The sequence below is a fragment of the Marivirga atlantica genome (genome assembly GCF_016734805.1).
GTDB classification, from domain to species: domain Bacteria; phylum Bacteroidota; class Bacteroidia; order Cytophagales; family Cyclobacteriaceae; genus Marivirga; species Marivirga atlantica.
In genome coordinates this window covers 107872-124864 of record NZ_JAERQG010000001.1, presented here as the reverse complement: position 1 = coordinate 124864, position 16993 = coordinate 107872, and the positions used below count along the sequence as shown (strand labels likewise).

At 36.6% G+C, this 16993-nt stretch carries 19 protein-coding genes; 6 read left to right on the top strand and 13 right to left on the bottom strand.

The features are described 5' to 3' along the window. Positions 1-42 precede the first annotated feature (42 nt). The gene (locus tag JKP34_RS00600; protein ID WP_201916644.1) at positions 43-306 is read left to right on the top strand and encodes a hypothetical protein; all 264 of its coding nucleotides are present in this window, start codon (positions 43-45) and stop codon (positions 304-306) included. A gap of 55 nt (positions 307-361) precedes the next feature. Further along, a complete protein-coding gene (locus tag JKP34_RS00595) occupies positions 362-583 on the top strand; it encodes a hypothetical protein (protein ID WP_201916642.1) in 222 nt (73 codons plus the stop codon). Between the two features lie 44 nt (positions 584-627). Here the strand turns inward: JKP34_RS00595 and JKP34_RS00590 are convergent, their stop codons facing one another. Beyond that, the gene (locus JKP34_RS00590) at positions 628-1296 is read right to left on the bottom strand and encodes an SDR family NAD(P)-dependent oxidoreductase (protein WP_201916640.1); all 669 of its coding nucleotides are present in this window, start codon (positions 1294-1296) and stop codon (positions 628-630) included. Positions 1297-1299: 3 nt separating this feature from the next. Beyond that, positions 1300-1965: a ferredoxin reductase domain-containing protein gene (locus tag JKP34_RS00585; protein ID WP_201916638.1), complete on the bottom strand. Its 666-nt coding sequence runs from the start codon at positions 1963-1965 to the stop codon at positions 1300-1302. Positions 1966-2097: 132 nt separating this feature from the next. Here JKP34_RS00585 and JKP34_RS00580 point away from each other — a divergent pair, with 132 nt between their 5' ends. Next, positions 2098-2526 (top strand): 3D domain-containing protein, encoded by a 429-nt coding sequence (locus JKP34_RS00580; RefSeq protein WP_201916636.1) that lies wholly within the window; start codon positions 2098-2100, stop codon positions 2524-2526. Between the two features lie 39 nt (positions 2527-2565). Beyond that, positions 2566-3630: a PA0069 family radical SAM protein gene (locus JKP34_RS00575; RefSeq protein ID WP_201916624.1), complete on the top strand. Its 1065-nt coding sequence runs from the start codon at positions 2566-2568 to the stop codon at positions 3628-3630. Here the strand turns inward: JKP34_RS00575 and JKP34_RS00570 are convergent. From JKP34_RS00570 to JKP34_RS00560, 3 genes are read right to left on the bottom strand one after another with little or no spacing between them, the layout of a single operon-like run. After that, positions 3627-4940 carry a DUF2254 domain-containing protein gene (locus JKP34_RS00570; RefSeq protein ID WP_201916622.1) on the bottom strand — a complete coding sequence of 438 codons (1314 nt, stop codon included), beginning with the start codon at positions 4938-4940 and terminating at the stop codon, positions 3627-3629. The genes JKP34_RS00575 and JKP34_RS00570 overlap by 4 nt on opposite strands. Then, positions 4940-5845 (bottom strand): mechanosensitive ion channel family protein, encoded by a 906-nt coding sequence (locus JKP34_RS00565; protein ID WP_201916620.1) that lies wholly within the window; start codon positions 5843-5845, stop codon positions 4940-4942. The genes JKP34_RS00570 and JKP34_RS00565 overlap by 1 nt, the downstream gene beginning before the upstream one ends. 32 nt (positions 5846-5877) lie before the next feature. Continuing rightward, a complete protein-coding gene (locus tag JKP34_RS00560; RefSeq protein WP_317193640.1) occupies positions 5878-6858 on the bottom strand; it encodes an NAD(P)H-quinone oxidoreductase in 981 nt (326 codons plus the stop codon). Positions 6859-6972: 114 nt separating this feature from the next. Here JKP34_RS00560 and JKP34_RS00555 point away from each other — a divergent pair, with 114 nt between their 5' ends. Then, a complete protein-coding gene (locus tag JKP34_RS00555) occupies positions 6973-7776 on the top strand; it encodes a hypothetical protein (RefSeq protein ID WP_201916618.1) in 804 nt (267 codons plus the stop codon). Next, a complete protein-coding gene (locus JKP34_RS00550; RefSeq protein ID WP_201916616.1) occupies positions 7721-8308 on the top strand; it encodes a hypothetical protein in 588 nt (195 codons plus the stop codon). The genes JKP34_RS00555 and JKP34_RS00550 overlap by 56 nt, the downstream gene beginning before the upstream one ends. 56 nt (positions 8309-8364) lie before the next feature. Here JKP34_RS00550 and JKP34_RS00545 read toward each other — a convergent pair whose 3' ends face one another. The 8 genes from JKP34_RS00545 to JKP34_RS00510 form a co-directional block, all read right to left on the bottom strand. After that, positions 8365-9240, bottom strand: a complete 876-nt coding sequence (locus JKP34_RS00545) for a hypothetical protein (protein WP_201916614.1) — start codon at positions 9238-9240, stop codon at positions 8365-8367. 101 nt (positions 9241-9341) lie between these two features. Beyond that, positions 9342-9959 (bottom strand): response regulator, encoded by a 618-nt coding sequence (locus JKP34_RS00540; protein ID WP_201916612.1) that lies wholly within the window; start codon positions 9957-9959, stop codon positions 9342-9344. Positions 9960-10067: 108 nt separating this feature from the next. Next, positions 10068-12008: a tetratricopeptide repeat-containing sensor histidine kinase gene (locus tag JKP34_RS00535; protein WP_201916610.1), complete on the bottom strand. Its 1941-nt coding sequence runs from the start codon at positions 12006-12008 to the stop codon at positions 10068-10070. A 113-nt stretch (positions 12009-12121) separates the two neighbouring features. Next, positions 12122-13984, bottom strand: a complete 1863-nt coding sequence (locus tag JKP34_RS00530; RefSeq protein ID WP_201916608.1) for a hypothetical protein — start codon at positions 13982-13984, stop codon at positions 12122-12124. 10 nt (positions 13985-13994) lie between these two features. Then, on the bottom strand, positions 13995-15206 hold the full coding sequence (locus JKP34_RS00525; protein ID WP_201916606.1) for a Kelch repeat-containing protein: 1212 nt from the start codon (positions 15204-15206) through the stop codon (positions 13995-13997). A 7-nt stretch (positions 15207-15213) separates the two neighbouring features. After that, positions 15214-15711, bottom strand: coding sequence for a hypothetical protein (locus JKP34_RS00520; RefSeq protein ID WP_201916604.1), 498 nt, complete (start codon positions 15709-15711; stop codon positions 15214-15216). A 6-nt stretch (positions 15712-15717) separates the two neighbouring features. After that, a complete protein-coding gene (locus JKP34_RS00515; RefSeq protein WP_201916602.1) occupies positions 15718-16437 on the bottom strand; it encodes a hypothetical protein in 720 nt (239 codons plus the stop codon). A gap of 165 nt (positions 16438-16602) precedes the next feature. Continuing rightward, a complete protein-coding gene (locus JKP34_RS00510) occupies positions 16603-16992 on the bottom strand; it encodes a hypothetical protein (protein ID WP_201916599.1) in 390 nt (129 codons plus the stop codon). Position 16993: the final 1 nt, after the last annotated feature.

Genomic DNA, 16993 nt, shown 5'->3' with positions numbered 1-16993 from the left:
AAAGCCAAGTTCATTGACACTAATTGAATAAAAGGAAAAATTATGAAAGTTGAAGTAATTACACCTCGGATCAACAAGTGGTTTAATACAGGATTTTACTTACTGATGACTACTTTAGGCGCTTTGATGCTGATATTATTCAAGGATTTAACCTGGGCCGGAATCAATTTAAATCTGGCATTAATTTTTGATCCTTTTGATCAATCTGTACCGTTTTCAAAACGACCGTTTTACCAAAAAACATTGCTTATAACTCAATTAGCACTTGGCTGTATTCTATTAGTGGTAGGTTTCTTCTTTAAATAATATCAGTACTGATTTACTTTTAAATTGGTATATTCAGGTTTAAAGTAAATGAAAAATGAAGAACAAGAAATTAAGAGGTGTATTGCTGCTAGTCGTTGGTGTTTTTATCATCATCTGGGCAATTCAACATCAGCCGAGCGATGCTTTGGTGAATGAAATCAACGGACTTTTTGATGATACTAGTTACAGTATGAGCGAACCTTGGTATTATGCTTCCTTAATTGTAGGCGGGTTGATATCTTTACAAGGATTAAGAGATTTCTTTAGCGGAAAGTGATATGTAGGATTCTCTTTGATGAGAGAATCCTATTTTATTACAAATTATACTTCACCATACACTTTTACCACAGCATCCTTAATGTAGTTATGGGTCAGGTGAAAATAGATGGTATCGGCAATTTCAGCTGGTTTTACCCATTTTGAGAAATCCATATCTGGCATGCTTTCTCTATTAGGTGGTGTATCAATAATACTCGGAACAATTACTTTGCACTGAATGCCTGTATCTTTTCTGTCAGCATTTATTACTTCAGCTAAAGTAAACACAAGTTTTTTGGCTAGGCCATAGGCTAATTTATCTTTTAATTCTGCAGCATCAGTTGCGGGCCGTGCACCAATAAGAAAAATTTGTCCGCCCTTACTCATTTTAGCAAGAAGTGGCTTAACCAAATTGTAAGCGGTATTAAAATTAAGTTTGATCTGCTTTTCAATAGCTTCTATTGAAGTGTTTTCAATGTTGCCCATTGCAAAACCTCCTACTGTTAGCACTGCTCCATTAATGCTGTTGAACTTGTTCTGCATTTCACTCACGGCTTTATCAGCTGCTTCTGGATTCGTTAAATCGGCAGAGAACTTTTCAAAGTCGCGTTTGTCACTTTGTGCTTTATCCTCATGAGCAAATAGGCCGAAAACATTGTGATTCTCGGCCATTAATTTGTCTACTACGGCTGATCCTAAATTGCCATCAGCTCCGCTTACTAAGATGTTCATTTTTTATTTTTCAAAGGTTATTCCATCTGGCTTTGCACCTAACATTTTTAGGTATTCACTTATATCTTTCACCATCTGGTCTGGACCGCAAACATAGAAATTCTGAGAGAAGCTGTCCACGTTTCTCTTGAGGAATTCCATTCCAATAGTCTCATTTAAGTGTCCATCAACTTTTTCGTCAGTTAGTGTTGATGTGAAGTTATTTCCTAGCAATTCTTGAAAGTAAGATTCTAAAATTACATCTTCTTGTTTTTTATTTGAGAAGATGAGTTTGTTGCCATTGAGTTTGCCCTCTTTTTCGAGCTGTTTAAATATGGCTATAAAAGGAGTTATTCCTGCACCACCTGCTATGAAAGTTCCTGTTCCTTTGTAATGAATAGCTCCCCAGGCATCATCAATTATGAGTTCATCACCTTCCACTAAACCATCTAATTCATTGGTGACTCCATCATGGTCACGATAAGATTTAATGGTGAACTGCAAATCTTCTTCATCAGGCAGGCTGGTAAAGGTGAAAGGTCTCTTCTCTTCTTTCCAGCCTTCTTTATTAATAGCTACTTCAGTAGCTTGTCCTGGCTCAAAAGTATATCCTTCTGGTTTTGAAGTAGTGAACTGTTTCACGTTATGTGTTACTGAATGTATGTTTTTAATTTTAACTGTATATCCCATGTGTGTTTTATTTGATAAGTAATCCCTTTAATAAAAAGTGAACTGACAAAATGTTTATTTCTGGTACCGATTTCTAACTGAACAATTGATTTTAACAATCGCTTTATGCTTGTAGATCAATTTAATAGTTAAATGAAGACAAATATTTTATTTCTACTTATTGTAATACTTTTAGTGGCCTGTGGTCCAAAAAGTGACCAGGCACCTGAACCAGTAGTGGTTTATGATACCATGCAGGTGACTTCCACCGCCTACAATTCTACTGAAGCGCAAACCAAAAAGGGAAATATTGGATTGGCAGCCTGGGGAGATACTTTAAAGCCTGGTATGCGAGCATTAGCCATAAGTCGTGATCTAATTGATTCAGGGCTTGTTCATAATACTGAAGTATATATTGATGGTTTTGACGAACCGTTTTTTGTGAAGGATAAGATGAATAAGCGATGGACTAATAAAGTTGATATTTATATGGGTTTGGATATTGATAGTGCCAGAAGTTGGGGCAAACAACAAATAGAAATATATATTCCCGTAGATACCATTCAAGAAAATAATAACTAAATAATTTAGTAATACTATTAATATTAGTAAATTTGATTTGTGTCAACAGATCAAAAAATAAAAGGTAGAGGTGCTCAGCATAAGCCTGATAACCGTTTTCTAAAACAATCAATTAGTTGGGAAGAAAAAGATGGTATAGATGAGTTTGTGCATCTTGACGCTCCCAAAACGGAGATTTTCTATGAAAGCCCAAAGGAGGTAGTTAATAAAGTTAAAAGTCCTGATGTAGGGATGGAGTATTCTCTAAATCCTTACCAAGGCTGTGAGCATGGTTGTATTTATTGTTATGCGCGTACCACGCATGAGTTTTGGGGCTTTAATTCAGGCCTAGATTTTGAGTCTAAGATTGTGGTAAAGAAAAACGCAGCTGCTCAATTAGAGAGAACAATTCTTAAAAAAAGCTGGAAAGTAAAGCCCATAGTTTTATCAGGCAATACAGACTGTTACCAACCACTAGAGAAGAAGCTTAGAATTACCCGAAGTCTCTTAAAAGTATTTGCTGACTATAGGCATCCTGTTGGTATCATTACCAAGAATGTTGGTTTCTTAGACGACCTCGATTTACTTGAAGACTTAGCCAGCAATAATCTGGTAAGGGTAATTCTTTCAATCACTAGTCTTGATGAAGAGCTTAGAAGCAAACTGGAGCCCAGAACCGCTACGGTTGCCAGAAAGCTGGAAGCCATAGAAAAGTTAACCGAGAAAGGTATACCAGTTTCTGTAATGACTGCGCCTATCATACCGGGTTTAAATCACCATGAAATACCAGAAATTATAAAGACTGCTGCCGAGCGAGGAGCAACAAACGCAGGCTACACGGTTGTGCGGCTTAATGGAACTATTGCTGAGGTTTTTCAAAAATGGCTAAAAACGCACTTTTCTGATAGGTACGATAAAGTCTGGAATCAGATTACTCATTTACATGATGGCAATGTGAACGACTCTAACTTTGGCAGACGTATGCGTGGAGCAGGACAAGAAGCAGATATGATTAAACAGCTTTTCGATATGGCCATAAAGAAATATATGAATGGGGGAGAGAAGGTTGTGCTGAATACAAAAGCCTTCAGAAGAGGAGGGAACTACAAGTTGTTCAATTTTTAGATTAATTCGATTGCCTTGTCTTCTGAAAAGCGATGATTGATTCTTTTGATGATATGATTAATAGCTTCTTTATCTAGCTCATTTTGATAAAGTTCTTTGGAGCAATCAACTATGTTCTCTATCAAGCTATGTATTTCATCCATAAAAAGGATTTCATCCTGATGAGCATAAAGCATTTGTTGTAAACTTCTCAATAACCTCATTACTACTAGTACATCTCCATTTCCATACTTACGAATGGGCACCAAAGTTTTGTAAAGTACTTCTTTAAAACTCATGGGTTTTAAATAAATGGCAGCATTTTCATTATCCGTGGAAATGGTTTTTTGCTCTTTGATGAACATTAGTTGAATGAATAAATCAGCTAGCAAATCTATAGCACGGATAGCGGTGCCAGGATCATTAATACCGGGACTCAGCGCTTTGATCGCTATTTCAGAAATCTGATTGAAGCCAAACTGGTAATGATCTTTTACATGTTCCTCATCATACATCATAAAACATGAAATCAGGCGCTCAAGCTGTTCATCGTTCAGTTCTTTGTTGCACAAAATGAAGGGATAATATTTGATGATATAAGCTCCAATACTTTCTTTCATTATCAGCTTCAGCTCATTTTCTTCACAAAAATCTTTTAACCGCTCTTGATGGATTTTCTTTAAATAACCTGAAAAATCTGCTCCATATTGATACCAGTCTTTAGTTTCTGGTATTTCAGGTTTTTCTTCATCGGAATCAGCTGCTTTTATGGCACGGCTGGTGTTAGAAGAAATCGCACCTAAGATGTTATCAACTTGAATTTTCTGCGAAATTGAATGAATGAAGTATACGAACAAGCCGAGACAAATAATGGCCATTATCATGCTTAGAAATACTCCAAAAGAAGGCACTGAATACTCAATATCTGGTGAATCAATATTGATGATTATAATAAGGCTGTAAATAATAGTGCCTATATAAACACCCAATACTACCTGATGGAATCTACTAGAAATTAAACCTGGAAGCACGCGTGGAGATAAAGTGGCCGTGGCACGATTAAGTACCACCATCACCATAGAAAAACTGAAGACCATCAAAGAAATAATACTGCCCACAATTGTTCCTAAAACTAATCGTGCATTTTCTGAACTGTGAACCAGAGCATCGTTTATGTTCTCTTTTAAAAACATAATAGGCTCAGTAAATTCTATTCTAATGATAATAAGGGATAGAATTAAAAAGGCGATCGCTAATAAAGATGGCCAGAATGCTATACTATTTACTATTTTTAAATAGAGCCTGCTGATGTAATTAAGCCACTTGCTCATTATTTCTTGGAGTTAAGAGGTGTTGTATCATCATTTTTAATAGATAATGGTATTGGTTGTCCTTCCTGATATATTTTAAGCTCAACTATATCAGCCGGCAATGTGAAGCCTTCTTTTAATAACTGGCGGACCACGCTTTGCATTACTGTACTTTTGAGCACAGTAGTTGATCCCAGGAAGTCATAGGTGTTGATCCAGAAAAATATTCTCAGGTTGATAGTGCTTGTGCCAAACTGATCAATAATAACGAATGGTTCAAGTTGATCTTTATCTTGCACTATATTTTTAGTCACTTTCATAGTTTCCATGATGACCTTGCTTGCTTCGGCTACATCATCTCCATAATCAATGCCTACCACAAAATCATGCCTCATCAGGCCGTCTTTGGTATAATTAATTAGGGGATTCTTAATCATCATGGAATTAGGAATAAAAATGTCCCTACCATCGAAAGTACGAATGTGGCTGTTTCTGAAGCTCATAGCTTTAACGTTGCCCATCAGACCATTCACTTCGATAATATCACCTATACTGAAGGGTCTACTAAAAGCGAGGAAAAAGCCAGCTATGAAGTTTTCGCCTATATCTTTAAAGGCAAAACCCAGAATTAATGCTGAAACACCTGCTCCTGCCAACAAGCCACCGGCAGCACTTCCTAAACCAATTTGGTTAAAGAAAATTACAATACCGATTATGAGGAACAGCACGAATATTACTCTCCCTATAAAGTTGAGCAAGAGGGTGTCTTTAACCCTTAACTTCAGTCTGCTGACAATGAGTTTTCTGATGAGAATACCTAAAAAAATAAAAATAACCAGAAGCGTTAAGCCAATGGTTATTTCAGGGGCTCTGTCTAATATGTTGGTCCAGTAGCGATCAAAAGAGGCAAGAATTTTTTCTTTCATAGAAGAATTAAAAAGTATGAAACCTGATGAAACTATACAAGTAACACAATTTTGCCAATATGTTCACTGCTTTCCATAAGCTCATGAGCTTTACTTGCCTCTGCAAGTGGGAAACTTTTATAAATAATCGGCTTGATCGTTCCATCAGCCAATTTAGGCCAGATATACTTTTCCAGTTTAGCGGCTATCTGCCCTTTAAATTCCGGTGATCTGGCTCTCAATGTTGAACCTGTAATGGTAAGTCTTTTCACCATCACTTTTTTCATATTAATGGTTGATTCTGCATCTTTCATGGCATTGATGATGACCAATCTGCCATCAGGATTTAACAGATTGATGTTTTTAGCAGTATAATCACCACCGACCATATCCAGGATCACATCTATACCATCAGGGTTCACTTCTTTTAATGCTTTCTCAAAACCCCCCTCTTTATAATTCACACATTTGATAGCGCCTAGCTTTTCAGCATAATCACATTTTTCTTTTGTGCCGGCAGTTGCGTACACTTTACCACCCATGGCTTTCACCATTTGAATAGCTGTTACCCCAATACCGGAAGTGCCACCATGTATAAGGAAACTTTCTCCTTTCTTAAATTGACCTCTGTCAAATACATTGGACCATACCGTAAAAAATGTTTCAGGAAGAGAAGCTGCTTCTTCAAAAGTAAATCCATCAGGAATGGGTAAGCATTGGCTTGCCGGTGCCACAACTTCTGTAGCATAGCCGCCACCTGCTACTAAAGCGCATACTTTATCACCTACTTTCCATTTGTGTTCCTCAGACGAAACTTCAGCTATCATGCCAGCTACTTCAAGGCCTGGAATATCATCAGGCACGCCAGCGGGAGCTGGGTAACCACCCATTCGCTGAAAAACATCAGGTCTATTTATGCCTGAGGCTTTTACATCAATACGAACTTCTCCATTTTGAAGAGTAGGAGAGGGTCTTTCTTGCATTCTGAGTACTTCAGGATCACCACTTTGTGTAATTACGATTGCTTTCATCATGTATAAATTTCAGATAGGTAAAAGTATGATAAATCATTTAAAAGGTAGGGCAATATACCCTTTAGATGGTATGGATGTAAAATGACGTGTAGCATAACTTGCATCAAAAAAAATATGAAAAAGATTATTGTTTTAAGTTTACTTTATCTGCTCAGCTGTTGTGCCTATGGCCAGTTATCATCTCACGAGCTGAACGGAGACCAACGTGCTAGAATTTTTCTAAAAGCCGCAATAGCCTACAACGAGGTGAAATACCCTGATGCCTTGGGAGCAGGTGTAATTACCTTTGATTTAGATCTCACAAAATCAAATTTCGAGTTTGGGGGCTATAATACAAGTCATCGTTTTCCTAGTTTAGGTGATTTTTGGATACCCGCGTTTGGAGAGTTAATTGGCTTTACCTTCAGAGGTAAAGATACTCCAGCAGTGAATGGTAATTTAGGTAGTACAACTTTAAGTTCACTGATTTTTGGTTGGCATAATCACGCCTGGAGTGTCCTCTCTACGGACTTTATTAACCTTGCAGCTGGTTTTCACTGGGGAGACTACGGATATGGCTTTCAAAGATATGAAGAGCCTAATCGTTTCTTTACTGCTAATGCTTTGACCTTTGCCGATGATTACACTGACCCTAGTGGATATTATGCAGGATTCGGGCCCTCTTGGATGGTTGATGTGGCTTTGCTTCCTGATTTATTATTCCATTACGAAGGAGCATTTGTTTTTACGGCCAGGCTATTAAAGGAAGGTAGCTCTGTTGCCCCTAAAAATTCTCCTAATCCTAAATTCCTTAATCAGCAATTTGAGCTCAGATACAATCGGCTTTTTATTGGAGCCGAATACTGTGCGGCTTTAAAAAATAATGAAGCTGCACATGCTGGAAGAAGGCTCGCAATTATTTCTGGATTCACCTTTTAATAAAACCATGATGAAAAAGATTATTTATATTTTACCTATTCTACTTTTAAGCTCTTGTTTTTTTACTGTGGGAGATTTGCCACCAGATTTTTGTGACATTAGCCAATCAAAAGTAGTAAAAGATGATGGTGCTGCAGTGAGATGTGGCGATGCAACAGTTGAATATACTTACAATTCTAACACAGGATTATATAAATTAATATTAACCACTAGTAGAATGGTTCCTAGTGATAATGGCTCAGAGCAGCCTTTAGGGATGCGATTAGAGCTGGAAGAATATGAGCCTATTAGTTCAGGAGATTTTCTAAATAACGCAAACAAGGGGTGGAGATATTCCTTTTCCTGGTACGACTATTATGTTTCCATTACAGAAACTAATGCTTTAAGATTGAAGATTAATGCTGATGGTAGTATTGAGGCAACTGTAGATTTGAATGCGGATTTAGCAGCTATAAACGATAACAGTAGCGCTAATTTTATTTTTACATTCAGGAATATTCAAATACCTGAAAATCCTAATCCAAATAACTAATTAAATAAAAAAACCTGTTAGAATTTCTAACAGGTTTTATCCTAATCTTATTTTTACTAATCCTGAAATACTTTGAATCCTACTCCACCGCTAAGATAGAAGCCCATTAGAGGTCTTATTCCTATTTCAGCTGAGTAAACAATTCTACCAAAAAGAGGTGTGTCATACGGATTTTTATTCCATTGAAAGCCAGCTCTGAAGCCAAATGTGCCGTCTCTCTCATTGGCATCAAGCACTCTTTCATCAGCAATATTGGTTACTGGAAGTATCATCACATCAAAATACATTTTGGTGAAACCTGCACCAATAAATTTCTCATTGGTTAATCCATTGCCACTCACTAAGAGTTCTACAAAAGCTTGTGTTACTTTCTGAAAACCGATATAAACACCCGCCAAAGTAGAACCTGTTTTTATATCTTCTAAGTTGAAATCATCAGAAGTGAAAGGGCCTTGTCTGAAATACAACCCTCCTCTGGCACCATAAGAATCGGTATAGGTGCCCGTAGCATTAAGAAACTTATAAGTATCAACATTATAAGTTACACCATTCTTGGTATAGCTATCCGCATATATGGTAGATTCTAAAACAACAGGTACATCATCAGTTTTATTCTTTGTGATAAGTTTAAAATAAACACCAGGTTCCAGCGTGATGCCAAAACCACCATTCCCAAACTGGAAATAAGGTAGTTTCATGTGAGCATCTACTACCAATTTTTCTGTAATAGGCCAATAGGCAGAGCCTCCAAAATAGACATTACTGCTTTGGAAGTCTATATCAATATCAGTAGCTAAAACATCTACTACAACAAATCGATCTAATACTTGAGTTGGATCATCTTGAAGCATCTGAGTTTGGTAGGTTTGAGCAATTGAACAGTTTAGGCCAAATGCCAAAACACAAAGTGATAGGTAGGCGAATTTTTTCATAGTATTTAATTTTAAATTTTATACTTAAAATTAAATACAGCAATCGTCAATAGGTATGCCCTGCAAAGTGCATATTGGGCTACCCACTAACACGTATATTTTTATATCAAATTATTGGCGTAGCCAAATTTGATGAGGCCTACCAATGAATTGGTTTTGGTTTTTCTGAAGATATTCTTTCTATGGGTTTCCACTGTTCTTTCCGATATAAACAGTGCTTCAGCAATCATTTTATTGGTATACTCTTGAGCAATGAGCTTTAGTATTTCTCTTTCTCTATCTGTTAATAGCCTATGCTCATCAGGAAAGCTCAAGCTATCAACTAAAAGCTTGTTAATTTCACTACTCATAAACATTTTACCTTCCGAGATTTGGTGGATAGCCGAAATCAATTCCTTATGAGTATCCTTCTTAAGAATATATCCTTGTACACCTTCCTTTAGGATTTCTTTCACCAGATGTACCTCATCATGCTGACTTAAAACGATTATCTTTATTTTTGGAATGACTTTTTTAACAGCTCTTACTAAATCGAGCCCATCCATACCAGGGAGGTTATAGTCAGTTACCAGAATGTCAATATCCTGTTGTTTAAGATATAAAAGGGCATCTTCTGCGGTATTTTTCGTGGCTACTACTTCAAATTCTTCAACCCCTTCTAATAATGATTTTATGCCATCCATTAATATGACATGATCGTCCACTAATAGTATTTTCATCGGTGTCAGCTTATTTTCACCCGATAATATACGCCACTTTTTGAGAAATTGCATGACATAAAATTATCTTTCAGCACTATTAAATCACATCCCTTCTTCTGGGTATTTTTAGCTGACCTTTACGGTATCAACTTTTTGCTCAGCCTTTACAAAAGTGCTTATCGGTGATGTTAGAATGAAACTGGTACCTGTTCTGGTTGGGTTACTATCTATTTCTATTTGACCCTTCACCAAGTTTACTCTTGTTTGAATATTTCGCCAGCCATTTCCGTTACTGTTATATAGGTTGTTTGTGTCGAAACCGCGCCCATCGTCTTCAATTATTAAGACAAGCTCATCTTCATATTGATCTATTTGAAGGGTTATTTTATTGGCACTGGCGTACTTAAGTACATTATTCACCCATTCCTGAACTATTCTGTAAATAGCTACTTCAAATACCTCCGTAAATCTATTGCTGAGTTCGAAGCTGCTAACTTCTATTTTCACTTGGTTAGTTTTGTTGATACGTGAAGCAAATTCTTTAATTGCCGCTAATAAGCCTTCTTGAATAAGTGTCGCAGGCATAAGGTTGAAAGCAATTGATCGGATTTCCTTGTGCATTTCATCCAGTATATTCTCTGAGTGCTCATAGGTAGCGAGGTTATTAGCCGGGTTGTTTTTGTTAAACTGAGCAATATTTAATCGTAAAGCACTTATTAACTGGCCAAAGCCATCGTGCAAATCTTCCGCAAATCTTTTCCTTTCTGTTTCCTGAGAGCTGAGTGTAGCCTCAATTTGGGCTTCTTTAACTTTCAAATCTTTTTCTTTTATCAGTAATTGCTGCTTTCGTTTAGCTCTATTTCTAAAGAGTAGAAAAATGACCATCAATAAAACCAGAATAGCTACCAAGGCAATAATCATCAGTACCTTTCTTTGATTCTCTGCAGTTTGTTTAGCTATTTCTGCAGTCTGAAGCACTATTTGTTGCTCTTTTTTTTCAGTTTCGTATTTAGTTTCTATGTCTGCAATTGTTTCAATTTTTTCTGAATTGAGGATGGAGTCCGATAATATCATGGACTCTTTAAGTAGTTCATAAGCTTTTAGGCCATCCTTTTGCATAAAAAGTACTTTTGCATATCCTTCTTTTGCATCTCTTAACACCTGTAATGCACCTACCTCTGTTGAAATATCAATTGCTTGTTGAAAATGTATGGCTGCACTGTCTAGCTTATCTAATTTGCGATACTCCACACCAATGTTGTACTCGCATTCACTCATGAAACGGCTATCACCTATTTTTTTATAAATCGCATTTGCCTTTTTATAATTCTTTAAAGCTAATTCTGAGTTACCTATTTTAGAATTTAGCGAACCTAGGTTTTCATACGATTGACCTAAATTATTGAAGTTTCCCAATTTTTCTTTTAGTCTTACGGCCTCATCAAAATAGTAGATGGCAGAGTCATACCCTTTTCTTTCTGAGAAAACTGAACCTATATTATTATAACCACTTGCTATTTCTGAAGAGTCGCTAGTTGCTTGAGCGTTTTTTAAATATTGCTTAAAGTAGGTAAGGGCTTTATCATAATTTTTTTGACGAAAATGAACTATGCCTAGAAGGTTTACCGCCCTGCCGATGCCTGCGTAATCATTCAATTGCTCAAAATATTTCAAAGCAATTACTGCATTTTTAGTGGTGCTATCATATGAAGCTGCGGCTGAATAAGTAGTAGCTATATTCAAATAGCCTTTACCTGTATTTAATGAGTCGTTTAATTCTTTAAAAATTCTAAGAGATTGTCGGTGGTTATTAACGGAGCTATCGAATTCACTGGTAAAGTAGTGGTAAATACCTTTGAACTTATAGGCATTGCCTAAGCCTTCTTTATAATTTATTTTTTTAGCTAAAAGTATGGCAGAATCTGCTTTTTCCTTCATCTCTGGAGGGTTTCTCATACTTTTGTTCGCAAGCTCATTAAGTTGATCTACCTTATCTTTTGTATTTGATTGAGCGATTAAAGCAAGAGATAAAGTATTCATTAAAAATAGAAGGATGACTTTTTTCATATAAGCATGGATTTGGTTACTTCTGATAAGCATTATCATGAAATGCAAACCATTAAAATAGAAAAAGCACAGCATTAAATGCTGTGCTTCAATAATTTATTTTTTATTTTCTTTTAGAGCCTGCTACTTATATATATCCCATCTTGTCTATTGTTAATTAGTATCTCATCATTTTGAGTAAATGAAATTTCACTATTGCTGTAACTTTGACTACTATCAAAAGGTGGCTGTACTTTTATTGTTTTACAAGTAGTCTTGTTATTTTCGCAAATTTCTATGTAAAGCAATCCATCTGAAGATTCGAAATAAGCGTTCACAAATCGCCCATTTCTAGTTTCATAATCAAATATCTTGTAGGAGGCTGGTTCAGTTCCTTGTTCCATACTTTCGTACGTCACTCCATAGTCCTTGCTATAATTAAGGTAGTAAACCGCATTACCCAAAGGATTGAAGTTCTCAGTATAGCCTGTTGATCCGTCAGACATAATAGCCGAAGGGCCGTTTCCATTTCTTCCTGTTTTTTCATCTATCAATTGCCAATTAATTCCGTCCGTTGAAGTATAAGCCGATTGATTAAATTGAGGAATTCCAAAACCTGTACCTCCCAGGTTATAGATATAACCCTGAACGCCTAAGCCGTGAAATGTTCCATTACCATCTTTCACAATTAAGCCGGGTCTAGGTTGGTCTTCAGATTGTAGGGTCCAGTTAAGATAATCTGTACTAGTAAAGGTGCCTTTTTCAGTGTAAGCAATCACATGATTATCGTCTTGGTACATATTATTTATTTTCCCTAAATCAGTAGAATAGAATTTTTTGGCATCTATATCGTACCTCTTGTTATCTACATAGAGGTAGTTTCCTACTTTAAAAACGGTATTAGGGGATGATTTATTAATAGAGAAATCCAGGTAGGTAGAAACATTATTTTCTATTAAAATTAGTCCTCCTTCTTGTCTATTGCCGCCTTCTATAAAACCTTGGGTATATATGCCTTTGTCTGAAATGGCCATTGGATAATTTAGCTCAGATTGTACCATTTCTGCTCCATCCTGCCCACTTGTTTCGTAAAATGCTGGTTCTCCATAATAGGCATAAACCTGCACATATACTTTATCTCTGTCCATTATGATAGGACCCCTTGTTTGCAAATAAAACTGATACTCCTGAGGATAATATGAATAAGTTACCTGATTTGAAGGGCCTATCACCAAAAGCCCGCGTTGCCAGGCATAGGCAAAGTAGCCTTCACTATAGGCCTTTTTAATGTCCAGGCTATTATTAGAATTGCCTTTTAAAATTGAAAAATTAATCCCATCAGTTGACCTTTCAGTATATTCTTTGCTGGAAACATCAAATTCAGCTACTTTATTATTTCCAAGAAAGCCTATTTTTTCTCCGGAAATCCCTGCAAAACTACTGGCAGGGTCTAACACATTTTGTAAACCCGTGCTTATATAGGAGCCACCTTCAAAGATGTGGTAAGTAGCCTCGCCAATATTTGCATCATACTGGTAGGAAACCACCTTGCCAGAAGCAGTTAAGGCAAAAGCATTATCAGCATAAATACTGTTGGTAATGCCACCAGCAGGATCGAGCTCATATACTATTTTGCTATTTTGATCCCCATATAAAAATTTACCATCATTACTTATAAATGTATTAATTGGGTTTTGGTCTCCAATTGCACTGTATTTACCTGAAAGTAGCTCAAAACTCTGCCCACCATTTATTGAATAATAATGCGTAAAAAATGTAGTTTCCCCCTGATAACTGAAAATAATATATTGGCCATTTTCACTTGCTGTTATATGATCGGCCTCTCCAAAAGGACTAGCAGGCATTATTTGGGTGAGTTTGAGATTTTCTGCTCCACCGCTCAATTCATCGAACTTGTCTTTACATGAAGTAAATAGCACGGCTATAGTTAATAGTATCGTAAGTCTATTGGCGACTTTATAGTAAAATTTTTTCATTTGTCTACGCTTAATTTTTAACATAATAGTACCAGCTGTTATCCTTATATTTAGAAGTAGATTCTACAAAGAAGGCAAATCTACCCACAGAGGCTCCATTTTTAACTGTCTCAAGTGGGGCTAGTTTGTAGGGTAAATACTCATCATCTTCTTCCACCTTATTAAAGGTATTTCCATCAGTAAGAATGCTTCTTCCATTTTGGGCTCCCAGTATTTTGCCGTCCATTTCAACAAAGCCCGGAGAGAATTTTTCTGAAACGTTGAAGTTTTGATTACCCTTTTCCCAGGAGTCGGTTGTAGGATCGTAAATGTAATCCCCGAAGAATATTTTTCCTTCATAGCTAAAACCATGATTATAGAAACCTGGCCTTTCAGGATATTGCGCTTTTTCGGTCCACTCCTTTGTTGAGGGGTCATATTCCCAGAGGTAAAACATGTCACCAAGACCGAAGTAGCCTTTACCCGACATTGAAAGTCCTAAAACAGTTTTATTATATTCTTCTCTGAAGTCATAAGCACCTAAATTTAATACCTGAGCCACATTGAAAGGTGTATTGCCTATTTCAGACCAGCTATCTGTAGCAGGGCTATATTCATAAAGTATGGAGTTGTTCCCTACCAAATAACCTTTGTCTTGAATAGAGAAGCCAGCAAAGGCATTGAAATCTACCAAATTAGGAATATGGTTTCTTTCAGTCCAGGTGAAAGTGGCTGTGTCTAGCTCAAACCAATCGTTGTTCATTCCAAAGCCACTGAAAATCCTGCCGCCTATATTCAATATAACTCTGTGATGAGTAAAAGGAGAAGGAAATTCATCGGCATATGCTTTCCATACATTATTTTTAATGAAGTTTATTTCCTGACATACCTGCTCAGACCTATTTCCTGAAGCACTTACCACTACGCATATAGAGCCGCCAGAAAGGGCTTCCAAAGTGCCTAAATTACCGTTTACACTTTCAGTGCTACCTTCTCCGGTAAAACTCCACTCTGTTGAGTAGTCACCAATGTAACAATCACCGGGCTGATAAAATACTTCTACACCTCTTCGGCCTCGAAAAACAAAGGTGTTATTGAAAGCCGCTACATTGGCATTATTATCTCTGCTAACTATACTTTCCTTGCTAAGTGGCTCACTTAATAATGTACAGCTGTCTTCCTCCTTAAGAAAGGAACAGGCACTTAGTAGTAATATCGATAGTATGGTAAAAAGTGATTTCATAGATGTCTTAATTAAAAGGATTGCAGCTTGAATTAATTTGCCCTTGCTTGTCAAATACAAATTTTCCATTGCTGTAACTTTGGATTACGCCTATATCGCTGTTCTCAGCTTTTAGCTCAAAAGTGCCGGATACACATTCAGGATAGTCAAAGTTTATAAAGCTGATATAGCCTTCGGTAAAAGGATCAGCTCCTGCCAATTTCCCACTATTAAGCGGGTAATTGGTGTTTAAGGCAATGCCACTTATAGGGATAGTAAATTCTGCTTCTATTTCCGGAACTCCTACCTGGCTTGTGCTGCCTGCAGTAAATACTATATGTGCGCTGGAAGTATTAGGTGACCAATAAGAAATGGCCATTTGCCCGAGGCAAACATTTTCAGCATTTTTGTCAGCGCTGGCCCACCTTCCAACTGTGCAAGGTTTTTGGGTCTCAAGTTCTTCTTCGCAAGAAAGGAGGCTTATGAAGAGAATTGCAAGTAGGCTAAATTTTCTTAGAGTATCCATTTCAAATTATTTTAAAGTGTTGCAAAAGAAAGTGTCTACTCTAAAACCATATTGGACCCTGTTATAGCCAGAAACAAGTTTCACCCCTTCTTCAGTATAGTCACCGAAGGCTACTATATCTATTTCTGCATGAATTGATTGTGTAGGTTCACCATTTGAAAAAGAAGGATTGATCCCAAAATCGAGATAACATAATTTTTGAGCACTTGATACTAAAGGGATTTCAGCATAGGGTGTACTGCCTCTCGATGTATTAAATTTGGCTTCAGTGCCACTGGCATAAAATGCAAAATAATCTGTCGAGTAATTTCGGTATACTTCTTTACCCATGCTGTAACCTCTACTTCCATATTGTCCATATACCTTACTTAGGAATAGTTGATCAGGATTTTGCTGATAAGCAAAGGAAGCTTTTATGTGAGCATCAGACGTGGTAGATCGTTGTGGAACAGTCTCTAAAGCATTTACAGTAATACCAATTCCTACTTCTCCAATGAGACTATTCTCATCCTGTAGCTGTATGAGCCTTACATCCTGAGGAGTTTTAGGATTTTGAATGTCTACAATCAAAATGCCATTCTCAATACTTACACTAGCTTCAGGATTATTAATTTCTACCGTCCAGGTTTTAATGCATTCTTCTTCAGGATCTAAAGGAGCTAGTTCTCCTCCGCAGGAGTATAGTACTAGTGCTAAGCAGGCTATTATAAAAGAGTGTGTTCTCATGAGTCTAAAAATTATGACTCAAATTTCAGCAGACTTCTTATTATATATAATCCCTTTTCATTGGCATTTCTGTATACCCAGAAGTGGGTATAAATATTAGAGTTGGTAGCTAATCTTACTTGCTGGTTAATGCAGTAAGTAATGATCAATTATCACAGCTTTTATCTATTTAAACTTATTTCTGTTAGTGAATTTATTGCTTCTCTTTTTTACCCATTTTAAAAAGAGAAGGGACAATCCGCCAAGTAACACCGTGTAACTCCAATACTGATTTTCATCTAATTCAATAATTCCAAAGCGTGTTAGGAAAACGAGTATTATGCCTGCTAGTGAAACTAAAATACCAATGCCATTATCAAACTTAAGGTCTTTTTTTGATCGTATCGGTTTTGTTTTTTCTTCTAAAATTCGATCATCAACCTTTCTTACAATATATCTGATATCCTCTTCGGGTATAGATTTACTCTCTAAACTCTTCCTTATTTGATCGAATTCTAATTCTCCTTTTTGGATAGCATCAAAATAGCTGACAATTAATGCTTCTAAATTTCCCATT